We start from the raw sequence: 18644 nt of genomic DNA, 5'->3' as shown, positions 1-18644 counted from the left end.
GGTCCTTCCAGTCGTACGGGGGTGTGGGCGCCCATGCTGCCGCACCCCCTGCCGGTGAAGCGACAGGGGGTGCGGGTGGTGTGGATCTCAGGCCTTCGCAGGCCGTCTCAGGCGCTGACCGTCTTCCCCGGCAGCGACAGGTCCAGGTCGACCGGGCTGTCGTCGCCCGTGTGCGTGGCCGACGAGGCGAGCGGGGCGTGGCCGTCGGCTCGGGCGGCCAGGACGTAGGCGCCCTGGGCGGGGACGGCGAGGGTGTAGCTGCCGTCCTCCGACGAGAGGGTGGCGCCCGCCTGGCGGCCCCGGCGGTCGATCAGGGTGACCTTGGCGCGGGCCACCGGAGTGCCCGAGGCGTCCAGGACGCGGCCGCGGAAGCCGCGCAGTGCCTCTTCGGCGCGCTGCAGGTTGGCGTCCTCCTCGCTGCTGGCGCGCAGCTGCGGGTGGGTGGAGGCCGGGCGCTGCTTGGGGAGGAAGAGGGCGAGCAGGAGGCCTACGGCGACTGCGGCCGTTGCGATCAGGAAGGAGACGCGGAAGCCGTGCATGGTGGGGATCTCGACGCCGCCGACGTTGTTCGCGGTGTTGGCCAGCACCATGCCGATGACGGCGCTCGACACGGACGTACCGATGGAACGCATCAGCGTGTTGAGGCCGTTCGCCGCGCCCGTCTCCGAGGCCGGGACCGCGCCGACGATCAGGGCGGGCAGGGAGGAGTAGGCCAGGCCGATACCGGCGCCGAGGACCACCGAGATGACGAGGCTCTGCCAGGGGGCGCTCATCAGGCCGAGGCCGGCGCCGTAGCCGATGGCGATGATCAGCAGGCCGAGGATCAGGGTGGTCTTGGGGCCGTACTTCGCCGAGAGGCGGGCGTAGACCGGTGCGGTGAACATCATCGTCAGGCCGAGCGGGGCCACCAGCAGGCCCGCCACAACCATCGACTGGCCGAGTCCGTAGCCCGTCGCCTTCGGCAGCTGGAGGAGCTGGGGGAGGACGAGCGAGACGACGTAGAACGAGACGCCGACCATGATCGACGCGAGGTTGGTGAAGAGGACGGCCGGGCGGGCCGTGGTGCGCAGGTCGACCAGAGGGGCCTGGGCGCGCAGCTCGTAGACGCCCCACAGGACGAGGACGGCGGCCGACGCGGCGAACATGCCGAGCGTGCTGCCCGACGTCCAGCCCCAGTCGCTGCCCTTGGTGATCGGGAGGAGGAAGAGGACCAGGCCGGCGGAGAGGCCGAGGGCTCCGAGGGCGTCGAAGGAGCCTTCCGCGCGGACCTTGGACTCCGGTACGGCGAGGAGGGTGAGGGCGATGGCGAGGGCGCCGAGGCCGGCGGCGCCGTAGAAGAGGGCGTGCCAGTCGGCGTGCTGGGCGACCAGGGCCGCGGCGGGCAGCGCGAGTCCGCCGCCGACGCCGATCGAGGAGCTCATCAGGGCCATCGCCGAGCCGAGCCGCTCGCGGGGCAGCATGTCGCGCATGAGGCCGATGCCGAGGGGGATCGCGCCCATCGCGAAGCCCTGGAGGGTACGGCCGACGATCATGGGGAGGAGGGTGCTGGTGAAGGCGCTGACCAGCGCGCCGATCACCATCACGGACAGGCTGGCTATCAGCATGCGCCGCTTGCCGTAGAGGTCACCGAGCCGGCCCATGATCGGGGTGGCGACGGCGCCCGAGAGCAGCGTGGAGGTCAGGACCCAGGTGGCGTTGCTGGGCGCGGTGCTCAGCAGCTGCGGCAGGTCCTTGATGACCGGGACGAGCAGGGTCTGCATCACCGCGACAACGATGCCCGCGAAGGCGAGGACCGGGACGAGGGCGCCGGAGGCGCCGGTGGTCGCTCTGCCGGTGGGCTGTTCGTTCGTCGTTCGTGTCATGTGTACCCCGAACTCCGTCTGCCCGGGCAACTATTCCGATGCTTTGGCCAGCTAACGATTTCTTGACTTTCTCTTGGGGAACGGGCCGAGGGAACGGGCCTAGGGGAACGGGCCTAGGTCGACAGCGGACTGGCCTGGTCCGAATTCCCGATGCCAGGAGCGTCGGTCGTTGAGAGCATGACAGTCATGCTCGGAGCCGCTGACGCCACCACCCCCACGTCCCGCCGTACCGCGCCGCCCACCTGGCTGGTGGTGGCGCTCGCGTGCGCCGGGCAGTTCCTGGTCGTGCTCGACGTGTCCGTCGTGAACGTGGCACTGCCGTCGATGCGGGCCGATCTGGGGCTGAGCGCCCAGGGCCTGCAGTGGGTGGTGAACGCGTACGCCATCGCCTTCGCGGGGTTCATGCTGCTCGGCGGGCGGGCCGGGGACCTCTACGGCCGTAAGCGGATGTTCCTCGTCGGGCTCGGCCTGTTCACCCTGGCCTCGCTGGCCGGCGGGCTGGCCCAGCAGGACTGGCAGCTGCTTCTCGCGCGGGCCGTGCAGGGGCTGGGCGCCGCGGTGCTGGCGCCCTCGACGCTGACGATCGTGACGGCGGCGGTGCCGGAGGGGGCGGCGCGTGCGCGGGCCATCGGCACCTGGACCGCCGTGGGTGCGGGGGGTGGTGCGGCGGGCGGGCTCGTCGGAGGGGTGCTGGTGGATGTGCTGTCGTGGCGGTGGGTGCTGCTGATCAACGTGCCGGTGGGCGCGGTGGTGCTGGCCGGCGCCGTGCGCTGGCTCGCGGAGAGCCGGGCCCGGGGCGGGCGGCGGCTGGATCTGCCGGGGGCGGTACTGGTGACGTCCGGGCTCGCGACGCTGGCGTACGGCATTTCGCAGACGGAGGCCGAGGGCTGGACGGCGACGGCCACGGTGGTGCCGCTGCTGGCCGGCCTGGCGCTGATCGGCGTCTTCCTCGTGGTGGAGTCGCGTACGGCGGCTCCGCTGATGCCGCTCGGGCTGTTCCGGGTGCGGGCGGTGTCGTCGGCGAACGTGGCGATGTTCCTGTGCGGGTCGGCGATGTTCTGCATGTGGTTCTTCATGACGCTGTACGTGCAGAACGTGCTCGGCTACACCCCGCTGGAGGCCGGACTGGCACTGGTGCCGAGCTCGCTGGCCGTGCTCATCGGCTCCAAGCTCGCGCCGCGGCTGATGCCGGCGGTGGGCGCGCGCAACGTGGCGGCGCTGGGCACGGTCGTCGCCGCCGTCGGCTTCGGCTGGCAGTCGATGCTGAGCGTGCACGGCGCGTATGTGACCTCGATCATGGTGCCGGGGATTTTGATGATGCTGGGCGCGGGTCTGGGGGCTACCCCCCTCGCGGCGCTGGCCACGTCCGGGGCGCAGCCGGGTGAGGCCGGGCTGGTGTCGGGGCTGGTCAACACCTCGCGCACGATGGGCGGTTCGCTGGGGCTCGCGGTCATGTCGGCGATCGCGGCGGCGCGGTCGGCGGGGAGCGGGACGCCGGGGGCGCTGGCTGAGACGCCGCAGGCGCTGACCGAGGGATACGCGCTGGTGTTCCGTACGTCGGCGGTGGTGCTCTTGGCGGGGACGGCGCTGATCTTGGTGTGGCTGCCGAGAAAAACGTCCGCGTCCTGAGGCAACGGTCCGGGCGGCTCATGGACTCCTTTGAATATCTAGGAGGTGCCCATGGGGGATCGCAAGGCGGCTCGGGACTCGGAGTTCCAGAGCTTTGTCATCGGCCGCTGGCCGCGGCTGATGCGTACGGCATTTCTCCTCACGGGGGAGCAGCATGCCGCGGAGGACCTGGTCCAGTCGACGCTCGAACAGGCCTACGTGGCCTGGCGTCGCGTCGGCTCGGCCGACGACCCGGAGGCCTATGTACGGCGCGTGATGATCAACGCGCATGCACGCAAACACCGCAGAAGGCTCAGGGAGTTCCTCGCGCCGAAGGACGACTCCGGCCTGGTGCGCGAGGTGGCGGACACCGGTGACCGCATCGCCCAGGCCGAGGACCGCAGCGCCCTGCTGTCGGCGCTCGCCCAACTGCCGCCACGGCAGCGGGAGGCGGTGGTCCTGCGGTACTGGGAGGACCTGACCGAGACGCAGACGGCGGAGGCGATGGGCTGCTCCGTCGGCGCGGTGAAGAGCAATGCGGCCAAGGGGATCGCGAAACTCCGCGCCATACCGGGACTGGCCGAGATGGTGACGCAGGGAGGGCGTAAGTGATGAGCGCGGACCGGGAGACGAACCACGGCATGACCAGCCACGACACGACCCACACGGACATCGCCCTCCTGCTGGCCGACGCCGCGGACGGGGTCGAGATCGGCATAGCCCCCTACGACGCGGTGCTCCGCGGCGGCCGCCGCCGCAAGGCCCGCCGCTGGGCGGTGGCGACCGTTACGGCCCTGGCGCTGGTGGGCTCGGCGGGCTCCCTGGCGGTGGCCGGGCTGCCCGGCGGGGACGGTGGGCGGGGGGTGCGGGTGGCGACGCAGGCGCCGATGGGCGAGGAGCGGCATGTGTACGAGCCGCAGCAGACCGAGCTGTCGCGGGGGACCGACGAGGGCGAGGACTGGCGCGTCGTCATCTCCGTGTGGGGACCACCGCGGGACAAGGCGGAGGCGCGCAAGCAACTGGCCGCGATGACGGAGTACGGCATCGAGGCCCCGGCACAGCCGGAGCTCTCCGAGGTCGTCGGCAGGACGTCGTACTTCGTGAGCCTCCACTACGGCACCAGCCGCCCCCGGGTCCTGGTCTTCGACACGGTCGAGAAGTGGGACCACATGGCGGGCAAGGACATCGTGTTCGGCGCGCTGCCACTGACGAAGGGAGGCACCTTGGGCCCCAACCGGCTCGCCGTCGGCCGTGTCGCCAAAACGGCTCAGCAGGTCAAGTGCACCTGGTCGGACGGCACCAGCAGCGTGGACCTGCCCAAGGCGGCCGCGGGTTCTCCGCTGAAGTGGTTCGTGTGCGTGGGGCCGAAGGGGGCTGCCAACAGGGCGGCGGAGGTGATCCAGTAGAGAGCGGGCGGGCGACCTGGGAGGCCGCGGCTACAGCCACCCCCGCTGCCGTGCCTCCCGCAGCGCCTCCGTCCGGTTGCGGGTGCCGGTCTTGCCGATGGCGGAGGAGAGGTGGTCGCGGACCGTGGACTCGGAGAGGTGGAGCTTGCCGGCGATGTCGGCGACCGTTACGCCGTCCACCGCGGCGTTGAGGACGTCGCACTCGTGGGCGGTGAGCGGGTTGGGGCCGGCGCTGAGGGCGGCCGCGGCGAGAGCCGTGTCGATCACCGTCTCGCCGGTCAGGACGCGGCGGATCGCGACCGCCAGTTCCTCCACGGGGCCGTCCTTCACCAGGAAACCGGCGGCTCCCGCCTCCATGGCCCGGCGCAGATGGCCGGGGCGGCCGAAGGTCGTCAGGATCAGCACCCGGCAGTCGGGAACCTGGTCGCGCAGCTCGGCCGCGGCGTCCAGCCCGCTGAGGCCCGGCAGCTCGATGTCGAGAAGGGCGACGTCCGGGCGGTGGACGAGGGCGGCGTCCACGATCGCGTCCCCGGCCGACACCTGCGCCACGACCTTGATGTCCGGCTCCATCCCGAGCAGTAAGGCGAGTGCCCCGTGCGTCATGCCCGGGTCCTCGGCGAGCAGGACCCTGATGGACTTGGCAGGCCGGTGGTCCCGGGGCATCTCGTTCACGAGGCCAGCGTAAGAGGAACGCGCGTGAGTGGAACGCGCTTGTCACGAGCAGGGTGGCGCGACTTCGGCGGAACCGGTTCTTGGAGTGGCGCCACCCGTCGCGATCACGTCAGACCGACGGCGTTCGTGATGAGCAAACTCACGGTCACGGAGGAGACGAAGCCGCCGCCTCCTGCGATGAGTGCCGTGGGCAGCCCGGCGCCCCCGGCACTCATGAGGATTCCGACGATGATGCCCGCGATGACCGACAACAGGGCAACGATGACAACGACGAAGACCCGGTGATTGCACACCGGCGACGGAGCAGACAACGACGATCCTTCCGAGTTCTGTCAGAACATCGGCATCCGGATCCCGTGGGAGTAAGTGCACGCGCCACCCGGACGGCCGATGTTCACGCATTGAGGCCGTATCCGCGGGAAGTCGCTCAGGGAGCGAACCCGGGGTAACCACGCGGTGGAACCGGCGTGGCCCAAGGTGTTCATGTGCATCCCCCTGCACGTCGTCCTGGCTCGTCGGTACTTGTGGACCGAGCCCGGCCATTCTACCGCCGAGGCATACAACGAGGCCTGCTGGCAAGGGAGTTGATGACTGGATGATGACTGGATAGCGACGGTTGAAGACTTGGCCGACTGCTGTGAACGGCATGCGAATCGGTAAGGGGGCCGGTGAATGTGGCTCGAACTCGTTACGGGACTCGCCGGCCTCCGGTCGCGAGTGGGTGAGGTCGAGGAACGGCCCTCCTGCGCGGCGAGGGCCCTCGTCGGCGATTCGGCAGGGCGGAAGGTGCGGCACGTCGAACCGGTGAACCGGACCTGATGGAGCGTCAGGAGCCTTCACAAGTGCAGGGCGCTCGGCTATACAGGGGGCGCCGGACTGGAACGCGTTCTAGAACGGCCCGTGACGACCTCGGTGCGGCCGACGGTGCGGACGGCCGTACCGAGGTCTCCGATCCAAGAGCGAGCCTTCAGGAGCCCCATGCCCATCGACGCGGCCAAGGCCGTTGCAGCAGAGCCCCGGACGGGTGAGATCACCTGGAACTCCAAGGACGTGCAGCTCTACCACCTCGGTATCGGAGCCGGCACCCCGGCGACCGACCCCGACGAACTGCGCTACACCCTGGAGTCCCGGCTGCACGTCCTGCCGAGCTTCGCCACCGTCGCGGGCTCCGGCTCGCCCGGCGTGATCAGCAGCCTGTCCATGCCCGGCATCGAGGTCGACCTCGCCCGCGTCCTGCACGGCGGGCAGACGCTGACGATCCACCGGCCCATCCCGGCCGAGGGCACCGCGACCGCCACCGGCCGCATCGCCGCCGTCTACGACAAGGGCAAGGCGGCCGTCCTCGTCATGCGCACCGAAGTCGCCGACGCCGACGGCCCGTTGTGGACCAACGACGCCCAGATCTTCGTAAGGGGAGAAGGAGGCTGGGGAGGAGACCGGGGCCCGTCCGCCCGCCTCGAACCGCCCGTCGGTGAGCCCGACCGGGTCGTCGAGCGGCCCGTCCGCGAGGACCAGGCCCTGCTCTACCGCCTCTCCGGCGACTGGAACCCCCTGCACGCCGACCCCGAGTTCGCCAAGGTCGCCGGGTTCGAGCGGCCCATCCTGCACGGGCTGTGCACATACGGCATGACGCTCAAGGCGGTCGTGGACACGCTGCTCGGCGGGGACGTGACCCGGGTGCGGTCGTACGTCACCCGGTTCGCCGGGGTCGTGTATCCGGGGGAGACCCTGCGGATCCGCATGTGGCACACGCCGGAGTCCACAAGGGTCGCCGTGAGCGCCATCGAGCGGGACGACGCGCCCGTCCTCGCCGACACCATCGTCGAACACACCTGAGTCCAGAACGCCGTACGAGGGGAGCCGCACCATGCGAGCAGCCGTACTGCACGAGATCGGTCAGGACAAGCTCGAGGTCCTCGACGACGTCGAGGCGGTGGGCTTCGGGCCCGGCAAGGTGAGGGTCCGGGTGCGGGCGACCGGGCTGTGTCATTCGGATCTGTCCGCGATGGCGGGGGTGCTTCCGCAGCCGGGCCCGTTCGTGCCCGGTCATGAGGGTGCGGGCGAGATCGTCGAGGTCGGGGAAGGCGTGCGGAACCTGAAGCCCGGCGACCGGGTCGTCGTCTGCTGGCTCCCCGCCTGCGGCGCCTGCCCCGCCTGCAAGCGCGGCCAGACCGAGCTGTGCCTGGCAGGTTTCATGAACGCCGGCACCCCCAACTTCAAGCGCCCCGCCGGGGACGTCTTCGGCTTCGCCGGCACCGGCACCTTCGCCGAGGAAGTCGTCGTCGACGCCGGATGCGCGGTGCCGATCCCCGACGACGTGCCCTTCGACATCGCCGCCCTCATCGGCTGCGGGGTGACCACGGGGCTCGGCGCCGCACTCAACACCGCGGACGTGGAGGCGGGTTCGTCCGTCGCCGTCATCGGCTGCGGCGGCGTCGGCATCTCCGCGATCCAGGGCGCCCGGCTCAAGGGGGCCGCCGAGATCGTCGCCGTCGACCCGGTCGCCTCGCGCCGCGAGTCCGCGCTCAAGTTCGGTGCAACGAAGGCGGTTTCACCGGACGAGCTGGCCGACGCCAAGCAACAGGTCACCGCCGGCGAAGGCTTCGACTACGTCTTCGAGGTCGTCGGCAAGTCCGCCACCGCCCGCACGGCCTACGAGAACACCAGGCGCGGCGGCACGCTCGTCGTCGTCGGCGCCGGAGCGATGGACGACTTCCTCCAGCTCAACATGTTCGAGCTGTTCTTCGACGAGAAGCGGATCCTGCCGTCCATGTACGGCGGCGGAGACGTCCTGCGCTCCTACGAGCGGACGATCGCGCTCTGGCGCGCAGGCCGGATCGACCTCGCCGGCCTGATCACCCACCGCGTGCCGCTCTCCGACATCAACGAGGCCCTGGACCAGATGCGGACGGGCACTGCACTGCGTACGTGCATCGAGATCTGAACCCACCGCCTGCGAAGGGACGTTGATGTCACTGCCACTCGAGGGACTGTCCGCCATCGTCACCGGCGCCGGGCGAGGTCTCGGCCGGGCCGAGGCGCTCGAACTCGCCCGGCTCGGCGCCGCCGTCGTCGTCAACGACTACGGGCAGCCCGGCCGGGACGGCTCGGGCGAGGCCTCCACCGGGCCCGCCGAGGAGGTCGCCGCCGAGATACGGAAGGCGGGCGGCCGGGCGCTCGCCCACACCGGTGACGTCGCCGACTTCCAACATGCCCAGGAACTCGTCGAGTTGGCGATCGCCGAGTTCGGCAAGCTGGACATCCTGGTCAACAACGCGGGCATCCTGCGCGACCGCATGGTCTTCTCCATGGCGGAGGAGGAGTGGGACTCGGTGATCCGGGTCCACCTCAAGGGCCACTTCAACACCATCCGCTTCGCCGCCGCGCACTGGCGCGAGCGGTCCAAGGCGGCGGGCGGGCCGGTGTACGGGCGGGTCGTGAACACCTCGTCGGAGGCGTTCCTCGCGGGGTCCGCCGGACAGCCCAACTATGCGGCCGCGAAGGGCGGAATCGTCGGGCTCACCACCTCCACCGCCCTCGCCCTCGCCAAGTACGGCGTGACGGCGAACGCCATCTGCCCGCGCGCCCGGACCCGTATGACCGAGGACGTCTTCGCAGGCCTCGGCCGGCCGGCGGACGGCCTGGACCCGCTGGCCCCCGAGCATGTCGCCCCGCTCGTCGGCTACTTGGCCGCACCGGCCGCCGCCCGGATCAACGGCCAGCTGCTCGTCGTACACGGCGGCATGGTGGCGATCGTCGAACGGCCGCGGGTCGCCGCGAAGTTCGACAGCAAGCAGGAGGCTTTCACGCACGACGAGCTCGATGCGCTGCTCACCCCGCACTACGCGGAGCGGCCGGCGGAGGAGACCTTCGGGGCGGCGGAGGTCCTGGCGCTGAAACGCGGATAGGTCGCGGGGGGTCGAGGCCGGCCCGCGGGTAGATACGGCAACGGCCCTGCTCCTCAGGGAGGAACAGGGCCGTATGCCGTTGCGGCGCGCGGCGTCAGGCTGGCGCCGACTTGTCAGGCTGCCGTTTCGGTTTCCTCGGCCGGCTTGCGGTGACGGCCGCGGGGAGCCGTCTCGCTGTCGTGGGACGACACCGGGCCCCGGTGCCTGCCGTGGCCGGAGGCCTTCTGAACGTCGTGAACGTCGGCCGGCCCCGGCTGGGTCGTGCTGGCGTTGCTCATCGGAAAACTCACCCCGTCAACATGATCTTTCTTACAGCCGGGCGAGTTTAACCGGACGACCACGGGCCGAATCCAGACGGCCACGCCAACCGCCACTACTTCGTTACAAGACCGCCCAACGGCGCTTGCTGCAAGGGCACGGGGCGGGCTGCGACAGGACCCGGAGGCTCCTTTTCCACCGGCATGGAAGACGGCGACTGCGGTTCTGCTTCCGGTCTTTCCTCCAGTGGTGGCAACTCCGTACGAGCCACCCCGCACCGTACCTCCCGCGTGGCGTACGGCAGTTGCAGCACCCCGTCCCGCGTCCACAACCCGGCCCCCGCCAACCATCCCTCGGGCGCCGCGAGATGACGTACCTGACGCTCGGCGGGCCGCCACACACCCACCCAGCTCCCGACCGGCCCGTCGATGCGCAGCGCCACCCCGCAGCTCTCCGGCGTCAGCACCTGCCCCGGCTGGATCGCGAACGGCGTCACCGTGCAGTCGGGCACCCGCAGGCACTCCGGGAAGCGCACCGGCAGCGTGCTGCCCAGCACCCCCCAGCCCAACCGTTCCTGCCCCGGCGAGGGAGCGTCCGAGCGGATCAGCAACAGCCCGCTGTCCGGGTCGGCGAGCAGCAACCGGTCGTCGCTGTCCGCCGTGATCTGCAGCAGCGGCGACACCTCGCCGCCCCGCTCCAGATCGACCACGACGGCCTTCGTACGGCCCCCGGACTCCCGGTCGAGCGCCAGTATCCGCCCGCCCCGGTCCAGCCACACCCCGCCCGAGCAGCGCCCCGGGATCTCCGCGAGGTGCTCGGGCCCGAAGGCGCCCCCCGCCACCAGCCACACCGCGCTGGAACGCCGGCCCACGGCGAGGGCGTACGCCTTGTCGCCGCCCGGCGCGGGAGGCAGCATTCGCAGCCGGGTCCCCTCGTCCGGGCACTGGACCGCGCCCAGCAGCAGCTCACCGGTGCCGGGCCCGGTCGGATACAGCAGCGAGAAGACGTGCCGTCCGTCGGTGGGGCGGCGGATGAGGACCCGCCCGTCGCCCATGGGCTGCACCTCGGTGCCGGGTTCCTCCGGCTGGTGGGAGGGCAGCGGCACGGCGTAGGGCTCGGGGCCGTCGAGGGTCCAGCGCTCCGGGAACCAGCAGTCGCCGTTCAGCGCGAGGCGGGCTGCGTAGGAACCGTCCGCCGTGATGGTGCATACCGCCCGAGGCACTTCGTCGTCCTCATGCTCCGCCGCGGGCTCGATCGCACAGGCCGTCATGGTCCGGTCACCTCCAGTGACGAAGCTAGTTTTCGCACGCACAGACGTGGGATCGGCGGGGTTCCCCTTTCACACAAAGGGGTGGCCGAAGACCGATTCGCCTGAGGAAACGGAGGTGACTGTGCTGGGCCGGGCCGGGGACCGCCCGATGCGGCCGGAGGTGTTCGGGGGAGTGGTGATCCACCGGCTCCGGCACCGGTGCAGCCGGGTAGCCTTTGCTTCGTGCCCCGTCTGTCTGAAGTCATCACCGCGCTGGAGAACCTGTGGCCCGCCGAGCGGGCCGAGTCCTGGGACGCGGTCGGCACCGTCGTGGGCGACCCCGACCAGGAGGTCTCCAGGGTCCTGTTCGCCGTCGACCCGGTCCAGGAGATCGTGGACGAGGCGGTGAAGCTGGGCGCCGACCTGCTGGTCACCCACCACCCGCTCTACCTTCGCGGTACGACGACCGTGGCGGCCTCCACCTTCAAGGGCCGGGTCGTCCACACGCTGATCAAGAACGACATCGCGCTGCACGTCGCGCACACCAACGCGGACACGGCCGACCCGGGAGTCAGCGACGCACTGGCCGGCGCCCTGGATCTACGTGTCGTACGACCGCTGGTGCCGGACCCGACCGACCCCGAGGGCCGCCGGGGTCTGGGCCGCGTCTGCGAGCTCGACCACCCCCTGACCGTCCGCGATCTCGCCGCCCGCGCCGCCGAGCGGCTGCCCGCCACCGCGCAGGGCATCCGCGTGGCCGGCGACCCGGAGGCGACGGTCCGCACGATCGCCGTCAGCGGCGGTTCCGGCGACAGCCTCTTCGACCAGGTACGCGCCGCCGGCGTCGATGCCTTCCTCACCGCGGACCTCCGCCACCACCCGGCGTCCGAGGCCCTCGCCCACAGTCCTCTCGCGCTGCTCGACGCGGCGCACTGGGCCACCGAATGGCCCTGGTGCGAGCTGGCCGCCGCCCAGCTCGACGAGATCTCCGACCGCAAGGGATGGGACCTGCGCGTCCACGTCTCGAAGACGGTCACCGACCCCTGGACCGCCCACGCGGCGTCCACCACCACGGACACATCTGGAGCCCCCAACTGAACGCCGAGCCCGCCGACCAGATCCGCCTCCTCGACGTCCAGGCCCTCGACGTCCGCCTCCAGCAGCTCGCGCACAAGCGGAAGTCGCTGCCGGAGCACGCCGAGATCGAGACGCTGACCAAGGACCACACGCAGCTGCGTGACCTGCTCGTGGCCGCGCAGACCGAGGAGAGCGACTGCGCCCGCGAGCAGACCAAGGCCGAGCAGGACGTGGACCAGGTGCGCCAGCGCGCCGCCCGCGACCAGCAGCGCCTGGACTCCGGAGCCATCACCTCCCCGAAGGACCTGGAGAACCTCCAGCACGAGATCGCCTCCCTCGCCAAGCGCCAGGGCGACCTGGAGGACATCGTCCTGGAGGTCATGGAGCGCCGCGAGTCCGCGCAGGAGCGGGTCGCCGAGCTGACCGAGCGGGTCGGTGCCGTTCAGGGGAAGGTCGACGACGCGACCGCCCGCCGGGACGCCGCGTTCGAGGAGATCGACGGCGAGGTGGCGTCGGTGACGAAGGAGCGCGAGGTCATCGCGGCCGCCGTCCCCGCGGACCTGCTGAAGCTCTACGACAAGCTGCGCCAGCAGCAGGGCGGCGTCGGCGCGGCCAGGCTGTACCAGCGCACCTGCCAGGGCTGCCGCCAGGAGCTCGCCATCACCGAGCTGAGCGAGATCCGCGCGGCGGCGCCGAACACGGTGGTGCGGTGCGAGAACTGCCGCCGGATTCTGGTGCGTACGGCCGAGTCGGGTCTGTAAGGCGCCTCGCACTGAGGGGCTTCGGCTGAGGGTCTGAGGCTTTGAAGGTCTGAGGCTTTGAGGGTCTGAGGGGTTAAGGGGTTCTGGTCGTGCGGGAGTTCATCGTCGAGGCCGACGGCGGGTCACGGGGCAACCCGGGGCCCGCGGGCTACGGTGCCGTGGTCGTCGACGCGGCCACGGGGCAGACGCTGGCCGAGGCGGCCGAGTACATCGGCATCGCCACGAACAACGTCGCCGAGTACCGTGGCCTGCTCGCCGGCCTGCGCGCCGCGCGCGAGCTGGACCCGACGGCCACGGTCCACGTCCGTATGGACTCCAAGCTGGTCATCGAGCAGATGTCGGGCCGCTGGAAGATCAAGCACCCGGACATGAAGCCGCTGGCGTTCGAGGCGGCACGGGTCCTGCCGGCGACGCAGGTGACGTACGAGTGGATCCCCCGGGAGCAGAACAAGCACGCGGACCGGCTGGCCAACGAGGCGATGGACGCCGGGAAGCGGGGGGAGCAGTGGTCGGCGGCGGCTTCCGTGGCGGAGCTGGAGGCGGCTGACGCGAGGGCTGCGAGGGCTGCGAGTGCCGTGACTGAGGTGGCTGACGTGGCTGAGGTGGCTGAGGTGACGGGGTCGACTGCCGGGGAGCCTGAGCCCTCCGGCCCGCCGGAAGACGCCAAGGCCGAGGCCGATGTCCGGGCCGCCCGCACCGTCGCCGCGCCTTCCTCCGGCTGGGCTCCCGCCGACATGGGGGCGCCCGCCACCTTCGTGCTGCTCCGGCACGGGGAAACCCCCCTCACCCCCCAGAAGCGGTTCTCCGGCAGCGGCGGTACCGATCCGTCCCTCTCCGACGTCGGCCGGGAGCAGGCCGAGCGCGTCGGCGCCGCCCTCGCCCGGCGCGGCACCATCCAGCACATCGTCGCCTCGCCCCTCACCCGTACCCGGGAGACCGCCGGCATCGTCGCCGCCCGCCTCGGCCTCGACGTGAGCATCGACGACGGCCTGCGCGAGACCGACTTCGGCGCCTGGGAGGGGCTCACCTTCGGCGAGGTCCGCGAGCGCTACCCGGACGACCTCACCGCCTGGCTGGCCGACCCGGAGGCCCGCCCCACCGGCGACGGCGAGAGCTTCGCGGCGACCGCCACCCGCATCGCCGCCACCCGCGACAAGCTGATCGCGGCGTACGCGGGCCGCACGGTCCTCCTCGTCACGCACGTCACCCCGATCAAGACGTTCGTACGCCTCGCCCTGGGCGCCCCGCCCGAGTCCCTGTTCCGCATGGAACTCTCGGCGGCCTCCCTCTCGGCGGTGGCGTACTACGCCGACGGCAACGCGAGCGTACGGCTCTTCAACGACACGTCACACCTGCGCGCCTGAGCCCTTGAGCCCGGCTGGCCCCTTGAGCCCGGCCGCCTCCCGCGCCAGCGCCTCGATCCGCCCCCAGTCCCGCGCCGCGACCGCGTCCGCCGGAAGCATCCAACTCCCGCCCACGCACCCGACGTTGGGCAGGGCGAGATAGTCGGGGGCCGACGCCGGACCGATCCCGCCCGTGGGGCAGAACCGGGCCTGCGGCAACGGCCCGTACAACGACTTGAGATAGGCCGTACCGCCCGCCGCCTCCGCCGGGAAGAACTTCATCTCCCGCACCCCGCGCTCGAGGAGTGCCACGACCTCCGACGTGGTGGACACCCCGGGCAGGAACGGCACCCCGGATGCGCGCATCGCATCCAGCAGTACGTCCGTCCAGCCGGGGCTGACCAGAAAACGCGCCCCCGCCGCGACCGCCTCCGCCACCTGCTCCGGCGTAATCACCGTGCCGGCCCCGACCACCGCGTCCGGCACGGCGTCCGCGATCTCCCGGATCGCCGCCAGGCCGGCCGGCGTCCGCAACGTCACCTCGATCGCGGGCAGCCCGCCCGCGACCAGCGCCCGGGCCAGAGGAACGGCGTCCAAGGGGTCGTCGACCACGACCACGGGGACGACGGGCGCGAGATCCAGGACTGAGGTCATGGCGTCATCCTGCCCACCGCAAGCAGCATGCGCAAAGAGCATTGCGCATGCTGCAATAGCCAGGAGGGCTGGAGTGAGGTGGGTGGGGCGGGGCGGGGCGTGCGTCAGTGGATCTCCGCCACCAGCACATCCAGCGTCCACGGCTTCCCGGCCTTGGCCGGCGCCTCCACCTCCACCTCGTACCCGAGGTCCCGCAGCGCCTCGACCAGCTCGGCAGGCCCGCCGGGAGCCGCCCCTGCCGTCAGCAGGCTCCGTACGATCCGCCCCTTCGTCGCCTTGTTGAAGTGGCTGACGACCTTCCGGGTCGGCGCATGCAGCACCCGTACCGTCGCCGTTCGCCCGGCCACCTCGCCCTTCGGCTTCCATGCCGCCGCGTACGCCGACGACCGCAGATCCAGCACCAGCCCGTCCCCGGCCGCCTCGGGCAGCACGTCCGCCATCGGCGCCCGCCAGTACGCGCCGAGCGCGCCGAGGGCGGGCAGCTTCACGCCCATCGAGCAGCGGTAGGAGGGGATGCGGTCGTTCACGCGCACCGCACCCCACAGCCCCGAGAAGACGAGCAGCGACCGAGTCGCCCGCTTCTTCGCCGCCGTGTCCAGCGACGCCAGGTCGAGGGCGTCGTACAGCACGCCGGTGTAGATCTCCCCGGCGGGCCGCGCCCCGGCCGTGCGCAGCTCGGCGTTCTTGCCGACCTCGCCGCGCAGCCCCTCGCTCAACCCGAGTACGTCCCGCGCCTTGCCCTCGTCACCGCTGCACAGCTCGACCAGCTCGCTCAGCACGGCCTCCCGCGCCTCGCTCAGCCCCGGCAAGGACAACGACTCCAGCTTCAGCGGCGCACCCCGACCGGACGAGGCCTTGCCTTCGGAAGGCGGCAGCAGGACAAGCACACGTACTCCTTCACTCGAACTCCGCCACAGCGTACGGCGTGCCACCCGGGCACCCTCGCCCTACGCTCGACTCATGCCCCGCCGCCACATCCGAGTGACCGGCGCCCCCGAGGCCCCCCTCCGGGCCGCCCTCACCGCCCTGCGTACCGAACTCGGTGTCTCCGGGAACTTCCCCGCTGAGGTGCTCGCCGAGGCCGAGCGGGCCGCGAAGACCCCGGTCCTCCCTCCCCGCGACCTCTACGACGCCACCGACGTCCCCTTCTTCACCATCGACCCACCCACCTCCACCGACCTCGACCAGGCGATGCACCTGTCCCGGCAGGGCACCGGCTACCGCGTCCGGTACGCCATCGCGGACGTCGCCGCCTTCGTCGTACCGTCGGGCTCCCTGGACCGGGAGACGCACCGCCGGGTGACGACCCTCTACTTCCCCGACGAGAAGGTCCCCCTGCACCCGACGCTGCTCAGCGAGGGCGCGGCGAGCCTGCTCCCGGACCAGGTCCGCCCGGCCGTGCTGTGGACGATCGACCTCGACGAGGAGGGCCGTACGTCCGCCGTCGACATCCGCCGTGCCCTGGTCCGCAGCCGGGCCAAGCTGGACTACGACGGCGTACAGAAGCAGATCGACGGTGGAACCGCCGAGGAGCCGCTGGCGCTGCTGAAGGAGATCGGGGAGCTGCGGGAGCGGCTGGAGGTGGAGCGGGGCGGGATCTCGCTCAACGTGCCCGAGCAGGAGATCGTAGAGCGCACCCGCGATCGCGACCGCACATCCGAGACATCCAAGCCATCCAAGCCATACGAGACGTACGAGCTCGCCTACCGTGCACCCCACCCCGCCGACGGCTGGAACGCCCAGATCTCCCTGCTGACCGGGATGGCCGCAGCCGACCTGATGCTGGCAGCAGGCACCGGCATCCTGCGCACCCTCCCCGCCGCCCCCGACGGCGCGGTCGGCCGCCTCCGCCGTACCGCCCACGCCCTGCACATCGACTGGCCGCACCACGTCTCGTACGCCGAACTGGTCCGCTCCCTCGACCCGCACCGCCCACCCCACGCGGCCTTCCTCCAGGAGTGCACGACGCTGCTGCGCGGCGCCGGATACACGGTCTTCCGGGACGGGAACCTGCCCGCCATCACCACCCACTCCGCGGTGGCCGCCCCCTACGCCCACTGCACGGCCCCGCTGCGCCGCCTCGCCGACCGGTACGCCGCCGAGATCTGCCTGGCCGCTGTCGCCGGTCAGGCGGTGCCCGACTGGGTGCTGGCCGCCCTCGACGAGCTGCCCGCCCGGATGGCCGAGGGCACCCGGCGCGCGGGCAGGGTGGAGCGGGAGTGCGTGGACATCGTGGAGGCGGCGCTGCTGAAGGACCGGGTGGGGGAGGTGTTCGACGGCTGGGTGGTGGACGTGGACGAGCGTCGACCCGCCGTCGGAGTGGTGCAGTTGGAGTCCCCGGCGGTCATCGGCAGGATCGAGGCCGCGGACGGGGAACGGCTGCCGCTGGGGGAGCGGCTCAGGGCCCGCCTCACCCAGGCTGATCCGGCAGCGGCGACGGGAGCGCCGAAGGTCCGCTTCGCGCCAGTGTGATTGCCTTTACGAGGCTGTCGGCGTCGTCGGCGTGGAAGCGGACGAGGCGGACGTCCCGGCGACGGCCGAGGAAGGTGAAGTGAGCGACGGGCTCGGTGAGTTGGAGCGTCACTGAGGTCTGCGCCCCGATGGCGACATCGAGCTCACCCTCGGCCCGCTCATGGGTGGTGCGCAACTCGCGCCGCACGCTTTCGACCTTCTCCAACGGTATGCGCAGATCGACGTGCGCGGCCCGCCGGATACGCAGGGAGCCGGAGCCGGAGCCGGCGTCGGCGTCGAGCACATGCGGTCGTACGACGGAGGCGGCGTGCATCCCGACGACCAGCACGATGGTGTACACGTCCAGCATGAACACCACCCGGTGCACGGCCGGATAGTCCCGCAGCAGCACGGCCATGGTGATCGACTCCACGACGCACACGAACGCGAACCCGAACATCACCGGCCCCTGCCCGCGCGCGTACCCGAAGGCGGTGCCACCGTCGCGGGTCCCATGGCGCCGCCGGGCCACCCACAGCGCGAGGCTGACGAGCAGCCGCAGCTCGTGCCGGGCGAGGACGAGCCCGGTCCGCATCACGGCTCACTCCCTTCCACGAGCATCCGCAGGGTTCGGCGGATGGCCTCCGCCTGTGCCGGGGCGAAGTCGGCGTAGAAGGCGCGCAGGAAGCTGTTGTCGGGGTCGACCTCCAGCGGCTCCGGGAACAGGTCGCGGGGCAGGCAGTCGGCGAGGGCACGGGCGGCCTCGTCGACGCGCGGATCGCCGGGGTCGGCGTCGGCGAGTTCGTCGAGCAGGGCGTAGGCGGCAAGGGCCCGTTCCTGCCCACCCGGCCGGGCGAGCGCGCCCTCCAACGCACCCAGGAGCTGCTCCCGCCCCTCGGGACCCGCCGTGGTCTCGATCAACGCGAGCATCTCGCGGTCCTTGGCGGCCATGGGGGAGTCGGCGACGACATGCGCCATGTCCTGGAACAGGGCGGCCAGTTGAGGCGACACGGGCCCTTCGGAGGGCAGTCCGCCCTCCGTCTCCAGCAAGGCCCGCAGCCGAGCCCGCCGCTCCCGGACGGCAGCCTCCTGCCGGGCAAGATCCTCATCGAGCTCGGTGAGCACCTCCACGAGATCCTTCCCGGCATCCTCGGCGAGCACGTCCCGCACCTCCGCGAGCCCCAGCCCCAACTCGGTCAGCCGCCGGATCCGCGCCAGCACGACGGCATGCCGCAGCGTGTAGTCCCGATACCCGTTCGGGCGCCGCTCCGGCTCGGGCAGCAGCCCCTGATGGTGGTAGTGCCGCACGGTCCGCGTGGTGACGCCGACGGCGGCGGCGAGTTCTCCGATCCGCATGGGATCAGTAGAAACGCTGACGTTGCGGCAGGGTCAAGC

General features: G+C 71.6%; 18 protein-coding genes. 10 read left to right on the top strand and 8 right to left on the bottom strand.

Features of this window, described 5'->3' with window-relative positions; all coding sequences use genetic code 11:
- Nucleotides 1–107 precede the first annotated feature (107 nt).
- Nucleotides 108–1862, bottom strand: coding sequence for an MFS transporter (locus tag EHO50_RS02205; RefSeq protein ID WP_128428075.1), 1755 nt, complete (start codon nucleotides 1860–1862; stop codon nucleotides 108–110).
- Nucleotides 1863–2048: 186 nt separating this feature from the next.
- On the opposite strand from EHO50_RS02205, the gene EHO50_RS02200 reads away from it, so the two are divergent.
- The 3 genes from EHO50_RS02200 to EHO50_RS02190 are packed head-to-tail and all read left to right on the top strand — an operon-like array spanning nucleotide 2049 to nucleotide 4876.
- A complete protein-coding gene (locus EHO50_RS02200) occupies nucleotides 2049–3491 on the top strand; it encodes an MFS transporter (RefSeq protein ID WP_128428074.1) in 1443 nt (480 codons plus the stop codon).
- 51 nt (nucleotides 3492–3542) lie between these two features.
- The gene (locus EHO50_RS02195; RefSeq protein WP_128428073.1) at nucleotides 3543–4082 is read left to right on the top strand and encodes a SigE family RNA polymerase sigma factor; all 540 of its coding nucleotides are present in this window, start codon (nucleotides 3543–3545) and stop codon (nucleotides 4080–4082) included.
- A complete protein-coding gene (locus EHO50_RS02190; protein WP_181449535.1) occupies nucleotides 4082–4876 on the top strand; it encodes a hypothetical protein in 795 nt (264 codons plus the stop codon). The genes EHO50_RS02195 and EHO50_RS02190 overlap by 1 nt, the downstream gene beginning before the upstream one ends.
- 30 nt (nucleotides 4877–4906) lie before the next feature.
- Here the strand turns inward: EHO50_RS02190 and EHO50_RS02185 are convergent, their stop codons facing one another.
- On the bottom strand, nucleotides 4907–5539 hold the full coding sequence (locus EHO50_RS02185) for a response regulator transcription factor (protein WP_128428927.1): 633 nt from the start codon (nucleotides 5537–5539) through the stop codon (nucleotides 4907–4909).
- A 113-nt stretch (nucleotides 5540–5652) separates the two neighbouring features.
- Entirely contained in the window at nucleotides 5653–5859 is a 207-nt protein-coding gene (locus EHO50_RS02180) for a hypothetical protein (RefSeq protein WP_128428071.1), read from the bottom strand.
- Between the two features lie 667 nt (nucleotides 5860–6526).
- Here EHO50_RS02180 and EHO50_RS02175 point away from each other — a divergent pair.
- The 3 genes from EHO50_RS02175 to EHO50_RS02165 are packed head-to-tail and all read left to right on the top strand — an operon-like array spanning nucleotide 6527 to nucleotide 9456.
- Nucleotides 6527–7384 (top strand): MaoC/PaaZ C-terminal domain-containing protein, encoded by an 858-nt coding sequence (locus EHO50_RS02175; RefSeq protein ID WP_128428070.1) that lies wholly within the window; start codon nucleotides 6527–6529, stop codon nucleotides 7382–7384.
- A gap of 31 nt (nucleotides 7385–7415) precedes the next feature.
- A complete protein-coding gene (locus EHO50_RS02170; protein ID WP_128428069.1) occupies nucleotides 7416–8492 on the top strand; it encodes a Zn-dependent alcohol dehydrogenase in 1077 nt (358 codons plus the stop codon).
- Nucleotides 8493–8517: 25 nt separating this feature from the next.
- Nucleotides 8518–9456 (top strand): 3-oxoacyl-ACP reductase, encoded by a 939-nt coding sequence (locus EHO50_RS02165; RefSeq protein WP_128428068.1) that lies wholly within the window; start codon nucleotides 8518–8520, stop codon nucleotides 9454–9456.
- Between the two features lie 373 nt (nucleotides 9457–9829).
- Here the strand turns inward: EHO50_RS02165 and EHO50_RS02160 are convergent, their stop codons facing one another.
- Nucleotides 9830–10984 (bottom strand): hypothetical protein, encoded by a 1155-nt coding sequence (locus EHO50_RS02160; protein ID WP_128428067.1) that lies wholly within the window; start codon nucleotides 10982–10984, stop codon nucleotides 9830–9832.
- A 222-nt stretch (nucleotides 10985–11206) separates the two neighbouring features.
- On the opposite strand from EHO50_RS02160, the gene EHO50_RS02155 reads away from it, so the two are divergent.
- From EHO50_RS02155 to EHO50_RS02145, 3 genes are all read left to right on the top strand, one after another.
- Nucleotides 11207–12061 (top strand): Nif3-like dinuclear metal center hexameric protein, encoded by an 855-nt coding sequence (locus tag EHO50_RS02155; RefSeq protein ID WP_128428066.1) that lies wholly within the window; start codon nucleotides 11207–11209, stop codon nucleotides 12059–12061.
- Nucleotides 12058–12801, top strand: coding sequence for a zinc ribbon domain-containing protein (locus EHO50_RS02150; protein ID WP_128428926.1), 744 nt, complete (start codon nucleotides 12058–12060; stop codon nucleotides 12799–12801). Before EHO50_RS02155 ends, EHO50_RS02150 begins: the two co-directional genes overlap by 4 nt.
- An 89-nt stretch (nucleotides 12802–12890) precedes the next feature.
- A complete protein-coding gene (locus tag EHO50_RS02145; RefSeq protein WP_128428065.1) occupies nucleotides 12891–14165 on the top strand; it encodes a bifunctional RNase H/acid phosphatase in 1275 nt (424 codons plus the stop codon).
- On the opposite strand, the gene eda is transcribed toward EHO50_RS02145, so the two are convergent.
- Complete coding sequence (gene eda, locus EHO50_RS02140) at nucleotides 14148–14798, bottom strand: bifunctional 4-hydroxy-2-oxoglutarate aldolase/2-dehydro-3-deoxy-phosphogluconate aldolase (protein ID WP_128428064.1); 651 nt, start codon at nucleotides 14796–14798, stop codon at nucleotides 14148–14150. The genes EHO50_RS02145 and eda overlap by 18 nt on opposite strands.
- Before the next feature lie 104 nt (nucleotides 14799–14902).
- Entirely contained in the window at nucleotides 14903–15685 is a 783-nt protein-coding gene (gene yaaA / locus EHO50_RS02135; RefSeq protein WP_128428063.1) for a peroxide stress protein YaaA, read from the bottom strand.
- Nucleotides 15686–15758: 73 nt separating this feature from the next.
- On the opposite strand from yaaA, the gene EHO50_RS02130 reads away from it, so the two are divergent.
- Nucleotides 15759–17270 carry an RNB domain-containing ribonuclease gene (locus EHO50_RS02130; protein ID WP_128428062.1) on the top strand — a complete coding sequence of 504 codons (1512 nt, stop codon included), beginning with the start codon at nucleotides 15759–15761 and terminating at the stop codon, nucleotides 17268–17270.
- Here the strand turns inward: EHO50_RS02130 and EHO50_RS02125 are convergent.
- Nucleotides 17209–17844 (bottom strand): hypothetical protein, encoded by a 636-nt coding sequence (locus tag EHO50_RS02125; protein ID WP_128428061.1) that lies wholly within the window; start codon nucleotides 17842–17844, stop codon nucleotides 17209–17211. The genes EHO50_RS02130 and EHO50_RS02125 overlap by 62 nt on opposite strands.
- Entirely contained in the window at nucleotides 17844–18605 is a 762-nt protein-coding gene (locus EHO50_RS02120) for a MerR family transcriptional regulator (protein ID WP_128428060.1), read from the bottom strand. The genes EHO50_RS02125 and EHO50_RS02120 overlap by 1 nt, the downstream gene beginning before the upstream one ends.
- Nucleotides 18606–18644 lie beyond the last annotated feature (39 nt).

Source organism: Streptomyces cyaneus (assembly GCF_004028635.1).
Taxonomy (GTDB): Bacteria; Actinomycetota; Actinomycetes; order Streptomycetales; family Streptomycetaceae; genus Streptomyces; species Streptomyces cyaneus.
The sequence above is the reverse complement of the archived record's forward strand: the minus strand, read 5'-3'. Positions and strand labels throughout refer to the sequence as shown.

Coding starts and splice junctions, on each gene's coding strand:
- EHO50_RS02205 (WP_128428075.1), bottom strand. CDS start 1,862: ATGACACGAACGACGAACGAACAGCCCACCGGCAGAGCGACCACCGGC.
- EHO50_RS02200 (WP_128428074.1), top strand. CDS start 2,049: ATGCTCGGAGCCGCTGACGCCACCACCCCCACGTCCCGCCGTACCGCG.
- EHO50_RS02195 (WP_128428073.1), top strand. CDS start 3,543: ATGGGGGATCGCAAGGCGGCTCGGGACTCGGAGTTCCAGAGCTTTGTC.
- EHO50_RS02190 (WP_181449535.1), top strand. CDS start 4,082: ATGAGCGCGGACCGGGAGACGAACCACGGCATGACCAGCCACGACACG.
- EHO50_RS02185 (WP_128428927.1), bottom strand. CDS start 5,539: ATGCCCCGGGACCACCGGCCTGCCAAGTCCATCAGGGTCCTGCTCGCC.
- EHO50_RS02175 (WP_128428070.1), top strand. CDS start 6,527: ATGCCCATCGACGCGGCCAAGGCCGTTGCAGCAGAGCCCCGGACGGGT.
- EHO50_RS02170 (WP_128428069.1), top strand. CDS start 7,416: ATGCGAGCAGCCGTACTGCACGAGATCGGTCAGGACAAGCTCGAGGTC.
- EHO50_RS02165 (WP_128428068.1), top strand. CDS start 8,518: ATGTCACTGCCACTCGAGGGACTGTCCGCCATCGTCACCGGCGCCGGG.
- EHO50_RS02160 (WP_128428067.1), bottom strand. CDS start 10,984: ATGACGGCCTGTGCGATCGAGCCCGCGGCGGAGCATGAGGACGACGAA.
- eda (WP_128428064.1), bottom strand. CDS start 14,798: ATGACCTCAGTCCTGGATCTCGCGCCCGTCGTCCCCGTGGTCGTGGTC.
- EHO50_RS02130 (WP_128428062.1), top strand. CDS start 15,759: ATGCCCCGCCGCCACATCCGAGTGACCGGCGCCCCCGAGGCCCCCCTC.
- EHO50_RS02125 (WP_128428061.1), bottom strand. CDS start 17,844: ATGCGGACCGGGCTCGTCCTCGCCCGGCACGAGCTGCGGCTGCTCGTC.
- EHO50_RS02120 (WP_128428060.1), bottom strand. CDS start 18,605: ATGCGGATCGGAGAACTCGCCGCCGCCGTCGGCGTCACCACGCGGACC.